Here is a 16,964-nt window from a genome sequence, read left to right as displayed (position 1 = left end):
TGGTGTGCGCGTCCGGGAATCGGGTCAGGGCCGGTATCGCGGGTCGTAGCCGCTGGTCAGCGCCGGCCCGTTGTGGTGCCACTTGGGTTCCTTGTTCGCGGCCACGTTGCTGATGGCACGCATGCGCCGGATGAAGGCGCCGTAGGGCTTGTTCAGGATCGACGACAGGCTGCCGCCCGTGGGCTCGTCCATGAACGGCATGAACATGTCCGGGAAGCCCGGCATCGTGCACGCGATGCAGATGCCGCCGACGTTCGGGCAGCCGCCGACCCCGGACATCCAGCCGCGCTTGGGCACGTTGCAGTTGACGATCGGGCCCCAGCAGCCCACCTTCACCTGGCACTTCGGCGAGTTGTAGTCCTTGGCGAAATCGGACTGCTCGTAGTAGGCGGCGCGGTCGCAGCCCTCGTGCACGGTCTTGCCGAACAGCCACTGTGGACGCAGCTTCTCATCGAGCGGGGGTGGCGGCGCGGCGCCCGCGGCGTGGTAGAGCACCCACGTCAGGGTCTCCATGAAGTTCTCCGGCTGAATCGGGCAGCCCGGCACGTTCACGATCGGCAGCGCCCCCTCGGACCGGAAGTCCCAGCCGAGGTAGTCGGCGAGTCCCATGCAGCCGGTCGGGTTGCCCGCCATCGCGTGGATCCCGCCGTAGGTGGCGCACGTGCCCGCGGCCACCACGGCCCACGCCTTCGGTGCGAGCTGGTCGATCCACCAGTTGAGGGTCAGCGGCTCCCCGGTGTCCGGGTCGTTGCCGAACGAGGTCCAGTAGCCGTCGCCTTCGATGATGTTCTGGTTGGGGACCGAGCCCTCGATCACGAGGATGAACGGCCTCAGCTCGCCCCGCGCGGCGGCCCGGAAGGGCCGGAGGAAGTCCTCGCCGCCCACGCTCGGGGAGAGCACCTTGTTGTGGAGGTTGACCTTCGGCAGGCCCGGGATCAACCCCAGCACCACGTCCTCGATCGCCGGCTGGCCCGACGCGGTCATGGACACGGTGTCCCCGTCGCAGCTCATCCCCTCGGAGATCCAGAGGATGCTGATCTCGTCGAAGCCCTGCCGGTGCTCCGCGCGGGCCGCCTCCCGGCCCGGTACGCCGCTGTCCACGCTCATGTCTGCGGTCTCCCTTGCAGTCGGTCTCGGAGCCGGTCGTAGATGGCGGCCACCGGGCCCGCGAAGGTCAGGCCCGGCGGCCGGTCCGGGGCCCGCGGGTGGGGGCGGGTCGGGGCGGTCCGCTTGGCCTTGTCCAGGGCCTCCCCCAGCTCGTCGAGGGCCTGCTGGTCGAGTGCGCCGCGCAGCTTCGGCAGCAGCTCGCCCTCCTCCTCCCGCACGTGCTCGGCGACCTCGCGGCGCAGCTCGGCCATCAGCGAGTCCATCCGCTCGTCGCCCGCGGGCATCGTGTCGAGTGCGGCCAGGGTCTTCTTCACGTCGCGGTGCTCGGCGAGGTGCTCGTCGATCTCGCGCGCGCCGTCCGGCAGGACCTTCCTGGCCAGCGGGTAGACCATGAGCTCCTCCAGCGCGGCGTGCTTGGACAGCTCGCGGACGGTGATCTGGACGACGCCGCGCCGCTGCTCGGCGGAGGCGGCCGCGTGGTAGTCGCGGAAGAGCTGCTCGACCATGCGGTGGTCGTGCGCGAGGAGTTCGATGGCGTCCATGCGGGCCATCAGGTCTCTCCTTCGTCGGTCGCGTTCGTGGTGGGTTCGCGGGGCACGGTGGGATCGGGGCGCAGCGAGCGGACCGCGCCGTGCAGCCGGGCCAGCACCTCCTCCGGCATGCCGTGCACGCGGTCGAGGATCTCCGCGGCGCGCGGGTCGGTGGCCCGTGCCTCGCGCTTCTCGTCCTCGGTCAGCGTCAGCGTGCGCAGGGAGAGGATCTCGTCGATCTCCGCGGCGTCGTGCAGGTCGCCGGGGCTTTCCGGGGCCACCCGCGGGTCGTCGTAGAGCAGGATCGGGGAGGACAGCATCCCGGTTCCGGTGCCCGGGCCGGCGTCGTCGCCCGCGAGCACGGGGAACGTGTGCACGTTGCGGCACCGGCGCGCGTGCGACCCGGCCCACGCGGGCGGGTCGATCAGCGAGGGGAAGCGCAGTCCCTCGCCGCGCAGCAGGGTGTGCGCCGCGATCAGCGAGTGGCGCAGCACCTCGGGGCGCGGAGTGTCCGGCCCGGCCGACGAGCCGGTGTTGGCGGTGGTCAGGGACAGCCGGAAGGCGGGCACCGGGGCGTCGAGGCGTTCCGCGGCGAGGGTGGCGGTGGCCGCCACCGGCCACCGCCACCGCAGCACGCGGCCGCGGTCGCCGAGCGGCTCCGTGTCGGTCGCCCCGGGCGCGCCGACGTCGAACACGCGGCCGCCGCCGAGGATCTCGGCCAGCGTCACCACGAGGTCGTGCTCGCGGGGCACCGCCTCGTCGAACGTCAGGTGCGGCCGCCCGCCGTACTCGAGCGACTCGACGGGTTCGTGGCCGCCGTCCGCCGTGCGGCGTTCCACCCGCTTCGCCTGCAGCTGCAGGTACCGGACCCGGGCGCGCAGCACGACCCCGGCGGGGTCGGCGCGGGTCTCCACGAGGCATTCGGTGTGCTGCCGCCACGACTCGACGGAACCGGCCACGCTCTCGGCGACCGGTCCCACCCGTTCCGCCCACGCTCGCGGCGCGAGGACGCCGAACTGCCAGCGGACCCGGTTCTTGGGCGAGGACTTCCGGTAGGGGTAGAGCAGGTAGCCCTCGTAGAGGATCGCGTCGGCGACGGCGCGGATCCGCTCGAAGCCGGAGTCGTCACCCGGCACGCCGGCCACGGTCCCCGCCGCGCTGCTCACCCGTCTCGGCCTCCCGCCACGGTCCCTCTCGCTGGGCTACGACCACCCGGACACTAGGAAGGCTCCCGGGCTCCGGTAAGTGCTCCCGCACCCATCGAGCGGCCCTGCTCCGGCACGGCCGAGGAGACGCGGTGGTACTCGGCGAGGAACGTGTCCAGCGTGTGCACCAGGTCGACCGCGGCGGCGCGGGTGAGCTCGAGCGCCTCCTCCCCCTCGGGAGTGATCGCGTAGACGCGGCGGTCCGGCCCGGTGCAGGCGGAGTGCTGCCACGACGCTCGCGCGAGGCCGTCGGCGTGCAGGCGGCGCAGCGCCCGGTAGATCGACCCGGGCGCCTGCTCGGTGAGGCCGAGCCGGGCGAGGCGGGACCTCAGCTCGTAGCCGTGCGCGGGACGCTCGCGCATCAGCAGGAGCAGACAGGCGTCGAGCAGACCTCTCGGATGGCAGAAGTCCCCGCCGCGGTGTCGTACGGCCCCGTCCGTCATGGCGTCATCGCCTCCTCGGCTCGCGCGTACCGCACGGCTCGCATACCCGGCCGCCGACCGGGCAAACGTCCCCGAACGGGTCACTCACGCGGTGCCGATCGCGGCGACCATGCCGCCGTGCCCCGGCGCGGCCGCCGCGGACGATCTCGCACGGCGCCGGTGACGGTGTCCATCGAGGACGCCGGGCCCGCCGGGAGTCCGGTTCGGACTGCCCGGGGGGCGTGGCCGGCGACGAGTCGATCGGCGCGGGCAGGCATGATCGGGGACAGGTGGGGAACAGCCTCACCATGCCCGTCCTGCGCGACCCCCGCCTCCGCCGCATCGCGCTGGTGCGGCTGAGCGTCGGCCTCGGCGACCTGATCTGCTCGGCGCCCGCCTGGCGTGCACTGCGCCGGACCCGGCCGGACCTGCGGATCACCGTGGTCACGTGGTCCGAGACGGCGCCGGTGCTGGCCCGCCTCCGGCGCTACGCCGACGAGCTGCTGCCGTTTCCCGGATATCCCGGCATCCCCGAACGGCCGCCCCAGCCGGAGGCGCTGCCGGACTTCCTCGTGGCGGCGCACGCCCGCCACTTCGACCTCGCGGTGCAGTGCTACGGCGACAATCCGCGCGCGAACGAGGTCACCGAGCTGCTCGGGGCGAACCGGATCGCCGGGTTCCGGCCCGGCGGGTGGGAACCCGCGCGCGATCCCGGGCTGCACGTGCCGTATCCCCGCGAGACCCACGAGGTGGACCGGCATCTGCGGCTGATGGAACGGCTCGGCGCCGAGGTGCCGCCGGGGGCGGGCGAGCTGGAGTTCCCGCTGCGGGCGGCCGACCACGCCGAGTGGGCGCGCCTGCGCGACCGGTTCGGGTTGCGCCCCGGCGAGTACGCGGTGCTGCATCCGGGCGCGGGCGCCAGCAGCCGCCGGTGGCCACCCGAGCGGTTCGCGGAGGTGGGCGACGCGCTCGCCCGGCGCGGGCTGCGGATCGTGCTCGGCGGGGTGCGGGCCGAGCGGTACCGGACCGGCCGGGTCGCGGCGGCGATGACCCAGCCCTCGCTCGACCTGGCAGGCCGGACGTCCCTCGGTGGCTACGCCCTGCTGCTCCGCGAGGCCCACGTGCTCGTGGGCAACGACACCGGCGCCACGCAGCTGGCCGCCGCCGTGGGCGGCCGGACCGTCACCGTGTTCCTCGCCGGGGATCCGGTGCGCTGGGCGCATCCGCCGCCCCGGCACCGGATCGCCCGGGTTGAGGTGGGCTGCAACCCGTGTCCCCACCTGGACTGTCCCATCGACTTCCGCTGCGCGTACCGCCTCGGGGCGGAGGAGGTTCTGTCCGAGATCGACGCGCTGGACGAGCCGGGCTGACCGGGTCAGGAACCGAGGCCGGTCCGGTAGCGGGTCACCGAGTCGGTCAGCCGGTTCAGCGTGACCCGCAGCTCGTCCAGCTGCGCCGCGTCGAGGCCCATCGCGTCCCCGACGAGACCGGGCAGCGGCACCGCCTTGTCGCGGAGCCGGTCGCCGTCCCCGGTGAGCGTGACCCGCACGGAGCGCTCGTCGTCGCCGCGGCGCTCGCGGCGCACCAGGCCGGCCTTCTCCAGCCGCTTGAGCAGCGGCGACAGCGTGCCGGAGTCCAGCGACAGCGCCTTTCCGAGCTCCTTCACGCCCCGGTCGCCGTGCTCCCACAGGTCCAGCATCACCAGGTACTGCGGGTAGGTGAGGCCGAGGTCGTCGAGCAGCGGCCGGTACAGCGCGGTGACGGCGCGCGAGGCCGCGTGCAGGGCGAAGCACACCTGCTCGTCGAGCCGGGGGGTGGCCGCGTCGACCGCCATGGGACCTCCTTCTCGGTAACTGCCCAGTCAGCCCATGCTGCCGCAGCAGGGGGCCGGACGCAAATGAAGTGGCCATCATCTCATCGGGCGCAATTTAGTTGTGCACAATTCAACTGCGCTCTACTGTTCTTCCTGTCCGCACCACCCACTCAGCACCCGAGGAGCACCGCATGACCGCCAACCCGCACCAGCTGTCCCTCGAACCCGCGGCACAGGCCTTCGTGGAGGCCACCGCGCAACCGCCGTTCCTGTACGAGCTGGGCCCCGCCGAGGGCCGCCGGACCGTCGACGAGGTGCAGTCCGGCGACATCGCCAGACCCGACGTGGACATCACCGACCTCACCGTGCCCGGCGGGCCGGACGGGGACGTCGACGTCCGCATCCTCCGCCCCGCGGGCAGCTCCGGCCCGCTGCCCGTGCTGGTCTACCTGCACGGCGCGGGCTGGGTGTTCGGCAACTCCCACACCCACGACCGGCTGGTCCGTGAGCTGGCCGTGGGCGCAGGGGCGGCCGTGGTGTTCCCGGAGTACAGCCGCTCCCCCGAAGCGCGCTACCCCGTCGCCGTCGAGGAGAACTACGCCGTGGCCGCCTGGGTGGCCCGGCACGGCGCCGAGCACGACCTGGACCCGTCGCGCATCGCCATCGCGGGCGACTCGGCCGGCGGCAACATGGCCGCCGCGGTGACCCTGCTCGCCAAGCAGCGCGGCGACGTGCGCTTCCTGCAGCAGGTGCTGTTCTACCCGGTCACCGACACCACCCTGGAGTCGCCGACCGAGTCCTACCGCCGGTTCGGCGCGGGCGGGTACTTCCTCACCACCGAGGGCATGCGCTGGTTCCTCGACCAGTACCTGCCCGACCCCGCGCGGCGCGCCGAGATCACCGCCTCACCGCTGCGCGCCACCGTCGACGACCTGGCCGGGCTGCCGCCCGCGCTGGTCATCACCGCCGAGGCGGACGTGCTGCGGGACGAGGGCGAGGCCTACGCCGCGAAGCTGCGGCAGGCGGGGGTGCCGGTGACCGCCGTGCGGTACCTCGGCACCATCCACGACTTCGTGATGCTCAACGCGCTGCGCGAGACCCACGCCGCCGAGGCCGCCATCGGGCAGGCGAGCGCCGCTCTGCGGACCGCGTTCGGCACCGCCTGACCGGCCCGGCTCCGGGGTGGGCGACGCGCGAGCCGCGTCGCTCACCCCCGGGGCAGTACGGCCAGCTCAGCCACGACGGCGTGGTGGTCGGTGCCGGGCACGACGTGCTCGCTCACCGACACCGCCGCCAGGCCGGAGCCGTACAGCACGTGGTCCAGCTGCAGCAGCGGCGGGAACGTCCCCCGGGCGGGCCACGTCGGCGCCCAGCCGTGCCCGAGCTCGGCGTGCGCGTCGGTCAGGCCCCCGGCGAGCAGCTCGCGCATCGGCGTGTGATCGAGGGTGGCGTTGAAGTCGCCCAGCAGGACGACGTCCGGTCCGGCGGCGCCCCGCAGCGCGGCCAGGTCGCGGGCCCACCGCCCGGGGTCGCCGTACGGGTAGTACAGGTGCACGGCCACCAGCCGCACGTCCCGGCCACCGACCCGCGCCGTCGCGGCCGTCTGCGGCCAGGTGGTGGGCGCGTCCAGCAGGCCCGCGTCCCGCAGCGGCAGCCGGGAGTAGATCGAGGTGTCGATCTCGGGGTGCAGCTCGCGGTAGGGCATCAGCTCCCACATCCCCGCGTCGTCCAGTGCCCGCACCGCGTCGTGGCTGGTGAACTCCTGCACGGCGAGCACGTCGATCCGCTGCTCGCGCACCAGGTCGACGAGGGCGTGCGGGTCGGCGCCGCCGCGCAGCGTGTTGCTGGTGGCCACGCGCAGCGTCGGCGCCTCCGGCGGGATGTCGGTGCCGTCCGCGACGAACCGCGGTGTCAGCAGGGCCAGCTGGACGACGACGAGCGCCAGCGCGGTCAGCACCAGCGCCGGGGAGCGCAGCGGCAGGGTCACCAGCAGCAGCACGACCGACACCGCCGCGACGTACGGCAGTCCGGACACCGGGATCGCGAGGTAGGTGCCGTCGTCGAGCCCGGCGAAGCGGACCACGAGCAGCGCGGCCACCCCGGCGAGCGCGAGCAGGCACGCCACCCGCAGCACCACACGCGGCCGCAACCACGAGCGCGCCGGCCTCCCCGCGGACCCGCGCGCGGCACCCGTCGTGCCCACGGTCCCCGTCATGGCGGCTCACCCCCTTGATCGCCCACGGTAGCGGCACGCTCGCCCGCGGTCCGGTGTGGTGGGTCCCACCCGGTCGCGACCCCGCGTCCGGCGGCTCCAGCCGGCTCGTGTCACCCTCGCCCCGCGGGGGACCGCGGAGGGAGAGGAGCAGAGCATGCCCATGCCGGCGGCGCAGGCCGACCCGGTCAGCACCTGGCTCGACCAGAACGCCAGCGGACTGATCTCCGGTGCGATCAACATCGCGATCGTCGTGGTCGTCGCGCTCGTGCTGCGCGCGGTCGTCGGCCGCGTCATCGACCAGCTGACCCGGCGCATGGTCAGCTCCCGCGAGCGGCTCAACCGCTCCCGGGTGGGCGGCCGGATCGTCCACGCGGCCGAGACCTCGCGCGGCGAGCGCCAGCGGCAGCGGGCGCGGACGATCGCCTCGGTGCTCAAGAGCGTCTCGACGTTCGTGATCTTCGGCGTCGCGTTCGTGACGGTCCTCAGCCAGGTCGGCATCGACATCGCCCCGATCCTGGCCAGCGCGGGCGTTCTCGGCCTGGCGATCGGGTTCGGCGCGCAGAGCCTCGTGCAGGACTTCCTGTCCGGCCTGTTCATGATGGTCGAGGACCAGTACGGCGTCGGCGACGTGATCGACGCGGGGGACGCGGTCGGGACCGTCGAGGCGGTCACCCTGCGCATCACGAAGATCCGCGACCTCAACGGCGGACTGTGGTACGTGCGCAACGGCGAGATCCTGCGCGTCTGCAACATGAACCAGGACTGGGCCAACGCCGTCGTCGAGCTGCCGCTGGACTACTCGGTCGACGTCGACGGCGCCAAGGACGTCATCCGGCGCAGCATCGAGGAGTTCGCCCAGGACCCCGAGTACGCGGCGAAGATCGTGGGGGCACCGGAGATCAGCGGGGTCGTGGCCATCGGCAACGGCGCGGTGACCGTGCGGGTGCTGGTCACCACGCAGCCCGGCGAGCAGTGGGCGCTGGGCCGGGCCCTGCGGGGCCACCTCAAGGGCGCCCTCGACCGAGCCGGGATCAAGGTGGCCTACCCGGTGCTGCCGGTGACCGGGGCGGGCGCGGCCCAGCAGGGCTGAGCCGCGGGGGCGCGTCAGAGCCTGCGGTGCATGACGTGCAGGCCGACGTAGCCGTGCTCCGGGTGCCGGAACGCCTCGGGCACCGTGCCCACGATCTCGAAGCCGAGCGAGCGCCACAGCGCCACCGCCCGGGTGTTGGTCTCGACCACGGCGTTGAACTGCATCGCGCGGTAGCCGTCCGCACGGGCCAGGTCGAGCACGTACTCGCCGAGCGCGCGGCCCGCGCCGCGACCGCCGTGGCCGGGGTCGACCAGGAAACTCGCGTTGGCGACGTGCGCGGCGGGCCCCTGGTAGTTGGGGCACACCTTCGCCGAGCCGACGACCACGCCGCCGTCCTCCGCGACGACCGTGCGGCCGGGCGGGTCGAGCATCCACATCGCCCGCGCCGCGTCCTCGCCCAGGTCGCGCGGCAGCGTGTAGGTGGTGCCCTCGGCGACGATGCGCCGCAGGAACGGCCAGATCGCGGGCCAGTCGGCGGCGGTGGCTTCGCGGACGTGCATGGCGCCAGTGTGCCCGACGGCCCCCGTGGCGCCGGGCGCCCGGTCACCGGGCCGTCCGGTCACCACACGACCACCGCGCGCAGGCTGGCGTGCGTGGACCCCACTCCGCATACGCGCGAAGCACGACACCCCAGTCCCGTGGCACCGTCCGGCCCGGTCACCATGCCGCCCCGTCACCGTGCGGCCCCGTCACCAATGCCGCCCGGTCACCAATGCCGCCCCGTCACCAATGCCGCCCCGTCACCGTGCGGCCCGGTCACCATGCCGCTCCGTCACCGCGCGGCGGCCGCGCGCAGGCTGGCGTGCGTGGGCGCGTCCGGCACGTGCGCCGGGCGCCGCGCGTCCAGCTCCGCCCGCAGGACGGGCACGACCCGCTCGCCGAGCAGGTCCAGCTGCTCGAGCACGGTCTTCAGCGGCAGTCCGGCGTGGTCGACCAGGAACAGCTGCCGCTGGTAGTCGCCGAAGTGCTCGCGGAAGGTGAGGGTCTTGTCGATCGCCTCCTGCGGGCTGCCCACGGTCAGCGGCGTCTGCTCGGTGAACTCCTCCAGCGAAGGCCCGCCGCCGTAGACGGGCGCGTGGTCGAAGTAGGGCCGGAACTCGGCCACGGCGTCCTGCGAGCGCTCGCGCAGGAACACCTGCCCGCCCAGGCCGACGATCGCCTGGTCGGCGGTGCCGTGCCCGTGGTGCTCGAACCGCTCCCGGTACAGGCCGACCAGCCGGATGAAGTGCTCCTTGGGCCAGAAGATGTGGTTGGCGAAGAACCCGTCGCCGTAATAGGCGGCCTGCTCGGCGATCTCGGGGCTGCGAATGGAGCCGTGCCAGACGAACGGCGGCACGCCGTCCAGCGGGCGGGGTGTCGCGGTGAAGCCCCGCAGCGGGGTGCGGAACCGGCCCTCCCAGTCCACGACGTCCTCCCGCCACAACCGGTGCAGCAAGTGGTAGTTCTCGATGGCGAGCGGGATGCCCTGACGGATGTCCTGGCCGAACCACGGATAGACCGGCGGGGTGTTGCCGCGCCCCAGCATGAGGTCCACCCGGCCGTCGGCCAGGTGCTGCAGCATCGCGTAGTCCTCGGCGATCTTCACCGGGTCGTTGGTGGTGATGAGCGTCGTCGCGGTGGACAGGATCAGCCGCTCGGTGCGCGCGGCGACGTAGCCGAGCATCGTGGTCGGCGACGACGGCACGAACGGCGGGTTGTGGTGCTCCCCCGTCGCGAAGACGTCGAGCCCCACCTCCTCGGCCTTCTGCGCGATGGTCACCATCGCCTTGATCCGCTCGGCCTCGGTCGGCGCGCGCCCGGTGGTGGGGTCCGGGGTGACGTCGCCGACGGTGAAGATCCCGAACTGCATCACGGCTCCTCGTCTAGTTCAACGCTCAACTACTGACGAGGCTACCCGCCGCCGGTGGCCGGCGGTCAGTCGGTGTACTTGACCGCCGTGAGGGTGACGACGGTCCCGGGTGGCACCCGCGTTCCCGCGGGCGGGTCCTGGCCGACCTGGACCCAGTTGCGGTCCCAGACCAGCATCCGGCCCTGCCCGGTGCCGTCCACCTCACGCAGGTTGAACAGGCCCGCCGCCTGCATCGTGTCCTGCGCCTTCTGATGGTTCATCCCCGCGACGTCCGGGACGGTGATCAGCTCCGCCGTGCTCGGCGCCCGCTCCGGCGTGCTCTCCACCGGCGGATCCGGATCGGGGCCGGCGGGCCCGCTCGCGGTCACCGTGACCGTGGCGGGCGCGCCCGGTGGCGTGCCCGGAGCGGCGCATCCGGCCGTCAGCAGGGCGGCGGCGAGGCATGCGGTGATGGTGTCCCGGCGTCTCACGGATGGTCTCTCGGTGTGCACGGCGCGGACGTTACGGTGCCCGCGCCGTACCCTCGGGCGGACCCGGCACCGAGCGCGAGGGGGACGGCCGATGGACCCGCTGGCCGACGAGGAAGAGGCGATCGTCGCGACCGTGCGCGCGTTCGTCGACCGGGACGTGCGCCCGGTGGTGCGCGAGCTGGAACACGGCGACGTCTACCCGGAGCGGCTGATCGAGCGGATGAAGGGCCTCGGCGTGTTCGGGCTCGCCGTGCCGCGGGCCTACGGCGGGGTCGCCGTGTCGGCGCCGTGCTTCGCGCGGGTCACCGAGGAGCTGGCGCGCGGCTGGATGAGTCTCGCCGGGGCGATGGGCGGCCACTCCGTCGTGGCCACGCTGCTCGCCCGCTTCGGCACCCCCGGCCAGCGCGCGCGGTACCTCCCGAGGATGGCGACGGGCGAGATCCGTGCGGCCATGGCGCTCACCGAGCCCGGCGGCGGTTCCGACCTGCAGGCGATCACCACCACCGCGCGCCGGGACGGCGAGGACTACGTGGTCGACGGCACGAAGACCTGGATCAGCAACGCGCGGCGGGCGGGCGTCATCGCGCTGCTGTGCAAGACCGATCCGGCGGCCACTCCCCCGCACGCCGGCATCGGTATCCTGCTCGCCGAGCACGGCGAGGGACTGGCGGTCTCGCGGGATCTGTCCAAGCTCGGCTACAAGGGCGTCGAGACCTGCGAGCTGTCGTTCGCGGGGTACCGCGCTCCCCGGGCCGCGCTGCTCGGCGGCGAGGAGGGCCAGGGGTTCACCCAGATGATGAAGGGGCTGGAGATCGGCCGCATCCAGGTGGCCGCCCGCGCGCTCGGCGTCGCCAGGGCCGCGCTCGACGACTCGCTCGCCTACGCCCAGCAGCGGGAGAGTTTCGGCAAGCCGATCTGGCGGCACCAGTCGGTGGGCAACCAGCTCGCCGACATGGCGACCCGCTACAGCGCCGCGCGGCAGCTCGTGCTGCACGCGGCGCGCTGCTACGACAGCGGGCGGCGCAGCGACCTGGAGGCCGGGATGGCGAAGCTGTTCGCGTCCGAGACGGCCATGGAGATCGCCCTGTCGGCCGTCCGGGTGCACGGCGGGTACGGCTACTCCACCGAGTTCGACGTCGAGCGGTACTTCCGGGACGCGCCGCTCATGATCGTCGGCGAGGGCACCAACGAGATCCAGCGGAACGTCATCGCCGCCCAGCTGGTGGCCCGCGGCGGCCTCCCCCGGTGAGCGCAGGCGGCACGAAGGTGGCGTTCACTGCCCGGGCGCCTCGGCGGCCAGCACACAACGGGTGCGCCGGTAGATGGTCGGCATGCACTTGTTGCAGTGCACGCACAGGGACCGCGCGCCTGGTTCGGCCTCGAGGCGGCGCGGCAGGCCTGGCTCGCGCAGCAGCGCCCGCGCCATCGCGACGAAGGCGAAGCCCTCGGCCAGCGCGGCCTCCATCGTCTCCCGGCGCGTGATGCCGCCGAGCAGGATCAGCGGCAGCGCCGTCTCGTGCCGGAACTGCCGCGCCCGCTCCAGCAGGTAGGCCTCCCGGAACGGGTACTCGCGCAGGAACGCCCGCCCGCCCAGCCGGATGCCCCAGCGCAGCGGAGGGGGGAACGCGGCGGCGAACTCGCGCACCGGCGCGTCGCCGGTGAACAGGTACATCGGGTTGAGCAGCGAGCTGCCCGCCGTGAGCTGCAGGGCGTCCACCGTGCCGTCCCGCTCGAACCAGCGGGCCAGTTGCAGGCTCTCGTCGAGCCAGAACCCGCCGGGCACGCCGTCGTCCATGTTGAGCTTCACGGTGATCGCCATCCGGTCGCCGACGGCGTCGCGCACGGCTCTCGTGACGGCCAGCGGGAAGCGGGCGCGGTTGGCGAGGCTGCCGCCGTAGGAGTCGGTGCGGGTGTTCAGCCGTGGACTGAGGAACGCGCTCGCCAGGTAGTTGTGTCCGCAATGGATCTCGACGGCGTCGAACCCGGACTCGTAGGCGAGCCGGGCCGCCCCGGCGTGCGCGGCGACGATCCGGTCGAGGTCGGCCTCCGTCGCCGCCCGGGTGAGGCGCATCCCGAGCGGGGAGAACATGCGGGTGGGCGCGATCGCGGGCGCCCGGTTGGAGGCGGCGTTGGCCACCGGGCCCGCGTGCCCGATCTGCGCGGCCACCGCGGCGCCCTCGGCGTGCACGGCGTCGGTCAGCCCGCGCAACCCGGCGACCGCCTCGGGGCGCAGCCAGAGCTGGTGCCGGTGGGTGCGGCCCTCGGGGCTCACCGCGCAGTAGGCGACGGTGGTCAGGCCGGCGCCGCCGCGTGCGGTGGCGCGGTGGAACTCGACGAGGTCGTCGGTGACGAGGGCGTGCGGGGTGCGGCCCTCGAACGTGGCGGCCTTGATGATCCGGTTGCGCAGCGGCACGGGGCCCAGCCGCGCCGGCGCGAACAGGCCGGTCACCGACGCTCCCCCGGGGGCGCGTCGAGCCCGGCGGCGACGAACGCGACGAGCACGTCCGGCGGGACGTCGGGCACCGCCTCGGCGCGGGGCACGTCGGCGAGCGGGTCGCCGAAGGCGTGCAGGATCAGCGTGAACCCGGCCACCCACCGGGCCCGCGCCGCGCCCGCGGTGAGCCCGGGGCGGGCCTGCCGGAGCAGGTCCACCCACGGTTCGAGGCCGAACCAGCGCGAGCTCCACTCCGGCGCCCGCCTGCCCAGCGTGAGCCGGGCGAGCATGTGCAGCCACAGCCTGCCCTTCGGCTCGGCCGCGAGCGGCAGCAGCGGGCCGACGGCGACGTCGACGAGCTCGCGCGCGGTGGGTACCGAGCCCTCCGCCCGGCGGCGTTCGAGCGCGGCCAGCGGTTCCTCCCACAGCGGGCCGAGCCGGTCCTCCAGCAACGCGGCGGCGAAGGCGTCCTTGGAGCCGAAGTGGTAGTGGACGGCGGCCGGATTCATCCCGGCGGCCGCGTTGACCGCCCGCACCGACACCCGCTCGTAGCCGGAGTCCAGCATCAGCCGCTCCGCGGCGGCGAAGAGCCGCTGCCGGGCGGACGTGGCCTCGGTCGTCCCTGCCATCCGCCCAGCACAGCACCCGTGCCCGCCCGCTGTCAATCAGTGATTGCATCAATGATGGGACACTCGTACGCTGGTGGGATGCGGACGATCGCGATCACGGGTGCCGCCTCAGGGATCGGCGCGGCCGTCGCCGCCCGGCTGTCCGGCCGGGGCGAGCGCGTCCTCACCGTGGACCTGCGCGACGCCGAGGTCGTCGCGGACCTCGGCACCCCGGCCGGGCGCGAGCACGCGGCCGGGGAGCTGACCCGGCTCTCCGGCGGGCGGCTGGACGGGGTGGTGACGAGCGCGGGGCTGGCCGGCACCCGGCACGCTCCGGCGGCGCCGGTGGTCTCGGTGAACTACTTCGGCACGGTGACCCTGCTCGACGCGCTGCGCCCGGCGCTCGCCGGGGGTGACCGGCCCGCCGCGGTGTGCCTGTCCTCCAACTCGGCGACGTGCCAGCCGAACTGGCCGGTCGAGCTCGCCGAGGCGTGCCTCGCCGGGGACGAGCGAGCCGCGTGCGCGCTGGCCGACGAGCACGGTGGGCTCGCGGCCTACCCGGCGACCAAGGCGGCCGTCGCCTGGTACGTGCGCGGCCACGCGCCGGGCGCCGGGTGGGCCGGGGCGGGGATCCGGCTCAACGCCGTGGCACCCGGCTTCGTCGACACGCCGATGACCGCGCGGGTGCGCGAGGACCCGGACCTCGCGGCGGCGCTCGACGCGTTCCCCGTCCCCCGGCAGGCGCCCGGCACCCCCGAGGAGGTGGCCGCGGTCGTCGACTTCCTGCTCGGCCCGGACGCGGCGCTGCTGTACGGGTCGGTGGTCTACGCCGACGGCGGCACCGACGCGCTGCTGCGCGCCCGCGACTGGCCGCGCGTGTGGTCGGTGTGAGCGGCGGCGAGGTAGTCGCTGGGCGAGGTCCCCACGGTGCGGCGGAACGCGGCGAGGAACGCGCTCGCGGTGGCGTACCCGACCTGGTGCGCCACCGCGGCGACCGGTCTGCCCTCGGCGAGCAGCGCCAGCGCCGCGCGCATCCGCACGTGGGTGCGCCACCGCTCGAAGCTCATCCCGGTGTCCTGGACGAACAGCCGGGTCAGTGTGCGGCGACTGACCCCGGCCGCGCGGGCGTGCTCGGCGAGGCCGCGCCGGTCACCCGGCCGCGCCAACAGCGCGGCCGCCACCGCCCGCACCCGCTCGTCGGCGGGTTCCGGCACCTCGACCGGCGTCGCGGGCAGCGGCCGGAGCAGGTCCGGCACGATCGCCTCCGCCCGCAGGCGCGCCTCGTCGGGCAGACCCGGCCGGTGCAGGTAGCCGATCAGCTGGGCGAGCATCCCGTCGACGGCCACCGGCGTGGGCTCGCGCCAGCCGATCCCGCAGCGGTCGACGTCGAGATAGAGGCTGCGCAGCTCCGCGTCGCGGGTGGCGCCGGTGCGGTGCACGAGCTCCGCGGGGATCCACAGTGCCCTCGTCGGCGGCAGGACCCAGTGCTGCCCGCCGGTCTCCACCACCACGACACCGCGGGGTGTCCACGCCAGCTGGTGCTGCGGGTGGCGGTGCGCCGCGAACCACCCTCCCGCCGAGAGCGGGAAGCTGCCGACGACGATCGCGCCCACGCCGATCGGCGCGGCACAGTCCTTTTCGGTCACGGCGGCGAGTCTATGGCCGTAACGCGCAACGACGTGTCCCCGGGAAGGATCGCCCGCCGGTACGCCCCGCCGCTAGCGTCAAGGCGTGACCGCGTTCTCGTCCCGCTCCCGCCGCTGGTCGGCGCTCGCGGTGCTGTGCCTGGTGCAGTTCATGCTCGTGCTCGACGACACGGCGGTGAACGTGGCACTGGCGACGATCCGCGCCGAGCTCGGCTTCGGCACCGCGAGCCTGACATGGGTCGCCGACGCCTACTTCCTGGCCTTCGGCGGGCCGCTGCTGTTGTTCGGTCGCGCGGCGGACGTGCTCGGCCGCAGGCGGCTGTTCCTCACCGGAGTGCTGCTGTTCGCGGTGGCGAGCGCGGCATGCGGGCTCGCCCGCGCACCCTGGCAGCTGGTCGCGGGCCGGTTCGGGCAGGGCATCGGCGCGGCGATGGCCGCCCCGGCGGCGCTCGCGCTGATCAGCGTGCTGTTCCCGGGCGAGCGGGAGCGGGCGCGGGCGTTCGCGGCCTGGGGTGCCATCGCGGTGGGTGGCGGGGTCTCCGGCCTCGTGTTCTCCGGTGTGCTCACCGGACTCGCGTCGTGGCGCTGGATCTTCCTGGGCAACGTGCCGGTCGCGCTGATCGCGCTCCTGTCGCTGCCGCACCTGGTGCCGGAGAGCCGCGCCGGCGGCGTCCCGCGCCTGGGTGTGCCGGGGACCGTGCTCGGCACGGGTGCCGTGGTATCCGGTGTGTACGGATTGCTGCACGCGGCGGAGTCCGGCTGGGCCGACCCGGTGACCGTGCTGGCGCTGGGGCTGGGTGGCGCGCTGGCGGTGGCGTTCGCCGCCGTCGAGCGGCGGTCGGCGGGGCCGCTGATCCCGCGGTCGTTTCTCGCCGCGCGGACGCGGGCGGTGGCGGTCGTGGTCAGCCTGCCGTTCACCGGTGGGTTCTTCGCGATGTCGTTCCTGCTCATGCTTCACGTGCAGACCGTGCTGGGCCTCGACCCGCTGCGGGCGGGGCTCGCGTTCCTGCCGTACGGCGCCGGCATCCTCACCGGGGTGGCCACGTCCGCGCACCTCGTCGCCCGGCTCGGCACGCGGCGCGCGCTGATCGCGGCGTTCCTGGCCGCCGCGTGCGGGCTGCTCCTGCTCGCCGCGGCCGTTCCCGGGGCGGAGTCCGCGGTGGAACTGCTGCCCGGCATGGTCGTCGCGGGCCTCGGCGCCGGAGCGGGATTCCCCGCCCTGACGGTCGCCGCGCTCGCCGGCAGCGGTGGTGACGACGCGGGCATCGGTTCCGCCGTGCTCACCACCGCGCAGCAGCTGGGCGGCGCCGTCGGTCTCGCACTGCTGGTCGGCCTCGCCGTCGCCCGCCGGGGCACCGACATCACCGACGGCGCGGCCTTCGCCTTCCTCGTCACCGCGGGCGCACTCACCCTCAGCTCCGCCGTGATCACCGCCGCTCTCCCCCGGGCACGAGATACCCTTTCGTCCACTCAGGACACACGTGGTCACGTTCAGTGAACTGGAATTCACCCGTAATGACGTGGACGTTAGCGAGCTACACGGCTAGCGTGGAGGTGTCTCTGGGGAGGAGTCGC

18 protein-coding genes are annotated in these 16,964 nt (G+C 74.1%); 6 read left to right on the top strand and 12 right to left on the bottom strand.

The features are described from left to right. Positions 1-24: 24 nt before the first annotated feature. Genes B0I33_RS00715 through B0I33_RS00700 form a run of 4 tightly spaced genes read right to left on the bottom strand, consistent with a single transcriptional unit; the run spans position 25 to position 3,285 of the window. Positions 25-1,107: an NADH-quinone oxidoreductase subunit B family protein gene (locus B0I33_RS00715; RefSeq protein ID WP_106176523.1), complete on the bottom strand. Its 1,083-nt coding sequence runs from the start codon at positions 1,105-1,107 to the stop codon at positions 25-27. Continuing rightward, the gene (locus tag B0I33_RS00710; RefSeq protein WP_219927098.1) at positions 1,104-1,658 is read right to left on the bottom strand and encodes a hemerythrin domain-containing protein; all 555 of its coding nucleotides are present in this window, start codon (positions 1,656-1,658) and stop codon (positions 1,104-1,106) included. Before B0I33_RS00710 ends, B0I33_RS00715 begins: the two co-directional genes overlap by 4 nt. Further along, entirely contained in the window at positions 1,658-2,803 is a 1,146-nt protein-coding gene (locus B0I33_RS00705; protein WP_106176522.1) for a hypothetical protein, read from the bottom strand. The genes B0I33_RS00710 and B0I33_RS00705 overlap by 1 nt, the downstream gene beginning before the upstream one ends. Positions 2,804-2,856: 53 nt before the next feature. Beyond that, a complete protein-coding gene (locus B0I33_RS00700; RefSeq protein ID WP_106176521.1) occupies positions 2,857-3,285 on the bottom strand; it encodes a PadR family transcriptional regulator in 429 nt (142 codons plus the stop codon). 221 nt (positions 3,286-3,506) lie between these two features. On the opposite strand from B0I33_RS00700, the gene B0I33_RS00695 reads away from it, so the two are divergent. Next, the gene (locus B0I33_RS00695; RefSeq protein ID WP_219927097.1) at positions 3,507-4,634 is read left to right on the top strand and encodes a glycosyltransferase family 9 protein; all 1,128 of its coding nucleotides are present in this window, start codon (positions 3,507-3,509) and stop codon (positions 4,632-4,634) included. A gap of 5 nt (positions 4,635-4,639) precedes the next feature. Here the strand turns inward: B0I33_RS00695 and B0I33_RS00690 are convergent, their stop codons facing one another. Further along, on the bottom strand, positions 4,640-5,098 hold the full coding sequence (locus tag B0I33_RS00690) for a MarR family winged helix-turn-helix transcriptional regulator (RefSeq protein WP_106176520.1): 459 nt from the start codon (positions 5,096-5,098) through the stop codon (positions 4,640-4,642). A 170-nt stretch (positions 5,099-5,268) separates the two neighbouring features. Here B0I33_RS00690 and B0I33_RS00685 point away from each other — a divergent pair, with 170 nt between their 5' ends. Continuing rightward, positions 5,269-6,243: an alpha/beta hydrolase gene (locus B0I33_RS00685; RefSeq protein WP_106176519.1), complete on the top strand. Its 975-nt coding sequence runs from the start codon at positions 5,269-5,271 to the stop codon at positions 6,241-6,243. 41 nt (positions 6,244-6,284) lie between these two features. Here the strand turns inward: B0I33_RS00685 and B0I33_RS00680 are convergent, their stop codons facing one another. After that, positions 6,285-7,292, bottom strand: coding sequence for an endonuclease/exonuclease/phosphatase family protein (locus B0I33_RS00680; protein ID WP_106176518.1), 1,008 nt, complete (start codon positions 7,290-7,292; stop codon positions 6,285-6,287). A gap of 154 nt (positions 7,293-7,446) precedes the next feature. Here B0I33_RS00680 and B0I33_RS00675 point away from each other — a divergent pair, with 154 nt between their 5' ends. Next, the gene (locus B0I33_RS00675) at positions 7,447-8,382 is read left to right on the top strand and encodes a mechanosensitive ion channel family protein (RefSeq protein WP_219927096.1); all 936 of its coding nucleotides are present in this window, start codon (positions 7,447-7,449) and stop codon (positions 8,380-8,382) included. Between the two features lie 14 nt (positions 8,383-8,396). On the opposite strand, the gene B0I33_RS00670 is transcribed toward B0I33_RS00675, so the two are convergent. From B0I33_RS00670 to B0I33_RS30285, 3 genes are all read right to left on the bottom strand, one after another. Beyond that, positions 8,397-8,882 carry a GNAT family N-acetyltransferase gene (locus B0I33_RS00670; RefSeq protein ID WP_106176969.1) on the bottom strand — a complete coding sequence of 162 codons (486 nt, stop codon included), beginning with the start codon at positions 8,880-8,882 and terminating at the stop codon, positions 8,397-8,399. A gap of 272 nt (positions 8,883-9,154) precedes the next feature. Next, positions 9,155-10,231, bottom strand: coding sequence for an LLM class flavin-dependent oxidoreductase (locus tag B0I33_RS00665; protein WP_106176517.1), 1,077 nt, complete (start codon positions 10,229-10,231; stop codon positions 9,155-9,157). 65 nt (positions 10,232-10,296) lie between these two features. Continuing rightward, positions 10,297-10,701 (bottom strand): PASTA domain-containing protein, encoded by a 405-nt coding sequence (locus tag B0I33_RS30285; RefSeq protein WP_245900375.1) that lies wholly within the window; start codon positions 10,699-10,701, stop codon positions 10,297-10,299. Positions 10,702-10,792: 91 nt separating this feature from the next. Between B0I33_RS30285 and B0I33_RS00655 the strand changes: the two genes are divergently transcribed. Further along, a complete protein-coding gene (locus tag B0I33_RS00655; RefSeq protein ID WP_106176516.1) occupies positions 10,793-11,950 on the top strand; it encodes an acyl-CoA dehydrogenase family protein in 1,158 nt (385 codons plus the stop codon). A gap of 24 nt (positions 11,951-11,974) precedes the next feature. Here B0I33_RS00655 and B0I33_RS00650 read toward each other — a convergent pair whose 3' ends face one another. Beyond that, the gene (locus B0I33_RS00650) at positions 11,975-13,150 is read right to left on the bottom strand and encodes an oxidoreductase (protein WP_106176515.1); all 1,176 of its coding nucleotides are present in this window, start codon (positions 13,148-13,150) and stop codon (positions 11,975-11,977) included. Beyond that, the gene (locus B0I33_RS00645; RefSeq protein ID WP_106176514.1) at positions 13,147-13,764 is read right to left on the bottom strand and encodes a TetR/AcrR family transcriptional regulator; all 618 of its coding nucleotides are present in this window, start codon (positions 13,762-13,764) and stop codon (positions 13,147-13,149) included. Before B0I33_RS00645 ends, B0I33_RS00650 begins: the two co-directional genes overlap by 4 nt. Positions 13,765-13,842: 78 nt before the next feature. Between B0I33_RS00645 and B0I33_RS00640 the strand changes: the two genes are divergently transcribed. Continuing rightward, on the top strand, positions 13,843-14,634 hold the full coding sequence (locus tag B0I33_RS00640; protein ID WP_106176513.1) for an SDR family oxidoreductase: 792 nt from the start codon (positions 13,843-13,845) through the stop codon (positions 14,632-14,634). On the opposite strand, the gene B0I33_RS00635 is transcribed toward B0I33_RS00640, so the two are convergent. After that, the gene (locus B0I33_RS00635) at positions 14,568-15,389 is read right to left on the bottom strand and encodes a helix-turn-helix domain-containing protein (RefSeq protein ID WP_106176512.1); all 822 of its coding nucleotides are present in this window, start codon (positions 15,387-15,389) and stop codon (positions 14,568-14,570) included. The two genes, B0I33_RS00640 and B0I33_RS00635, sit on opposite strands and share 67 nt — an antisense overlap. Positions 15,390-15,474: 85 nt before the next feature. Between B0I33_RS00635 and B0I33_RS00630 the strand changes: the two genes are divergently transcribed. Next, positions 15,475-16,887, top strand: coding sequence for an MFS transporter (locus B0I33_RS00630; RefSeq protein ID WP_219927095.1), 1,413 nt, complete (start codon positions 15,475-15,477; stop codon positions 16,885-16,887). Positions 16,888-16,964 lie beyond the last annotated feature (77 nt).

The organism is Prauserella shujinwangii (assembly GCF_003001955.1).
GTDB classification, from domain to species: Bacteria; Actinomycetota; Actinomycetes; order Mycobacteriales; family Pseudonocardiaceae; genus Qaidamihabitans; species Qaidamihabitans shujinwangii.
The sequence above is the reverse complement of the archived record's forward strand: the minus strand, read 5'-3'. Positions and strand labels throughout refer to the sequence as shown.

Excerpts from the sequence above, each read along its gene's own strand:
- B0I33_RS00715 (WP_106176523.1), bottom strand. The coding sequence starts at position 1,107 with ATGAGCGTGGACAGCGGCGTACCGGGCCGGGAGGCGGCCCGCGCGGAG.
- B0I33_RS00710 (WP_219927098.1), bottom strand. The coding sequence starts at position 1,658 with ATGGCCCGCATGGACGCCATCGAACTCCTCGCGCACGACCACCGCATG.
- B0I33_RS00700 (WP_106176521.1), bottom strand. The coding sequence starts at position 3,285 with ATGACGGACGGGGCCGTACGACACCGCGGCGGGGACTTCTGCCATCCG.
- B0I33_RS00690 (WP_106176520.1), bottom strand. The coding sequence starts at position 5,098 with ATGGCGGTCGACGCGGCCACCCCCCGGCTCGACGAGCAGGTGTGCTTC.
- B0I33_RS00685 (WP_106176519.1), top strand. The coding sequence starts at position 5,269 with ATGACCGCCAACCCGCACCAGCTGTCCCTCGAACCCGCGGCACAGGCC.
- B0I33_RS00680 (WP_106176518.1), bottom strand. The coding sequence starts at position 7,292 with ATGACGGGGACCGTGGGCACGACGGGTGCCGCGCGCGGGTCCGCGGGG.
- B0I33_RS00675 (WP_219927096.1), top strand. The coding sequence starts at position 7,447 with ATGCCCATGCCGGCGGCGCAGGCCGACCCGGTCAGCACCTGGCTCGAC.
- B0I33_RS00670 (WP_106176969.1), bottom strand. The coding sequence starts at position 8,882 with ATGCACGTCCGCGAAGCCACCGCCGCCGACTGGCCCGCGATCTGGCCG.
- B0I33_RS00665 (WP_106176517.1), bottom strand. The coding sequence starts at position 10,231 with ATGCAGTTCGGGATCTTCACCGTCGGCGACGTCACCCCGGACCCCACC.
- B0I33_RS00655 (WP_106176516.1), top strand. The coding sequence starts at position 10,793 with ATGGACCCGCTGGCCGACGAGGAAGAGGCGATCGTCGCGACCGTGCGC.
- B0I33_RS00645 (WP_106176514.1), bottom strand. The coding sequence starts at position 13,764 with ATGGCAGGGACGACCGAGGCCACGTCCGCCCGGCAGCGGCTCTTCGCC.
- B0I33_RS00640 (WP_106176513.1), top strand. The coding sequence starts at position 13,843 with ATGCGGACGATCGCGATCACGGGTGCCGCCTCAGGGATCGGCGCGGCC.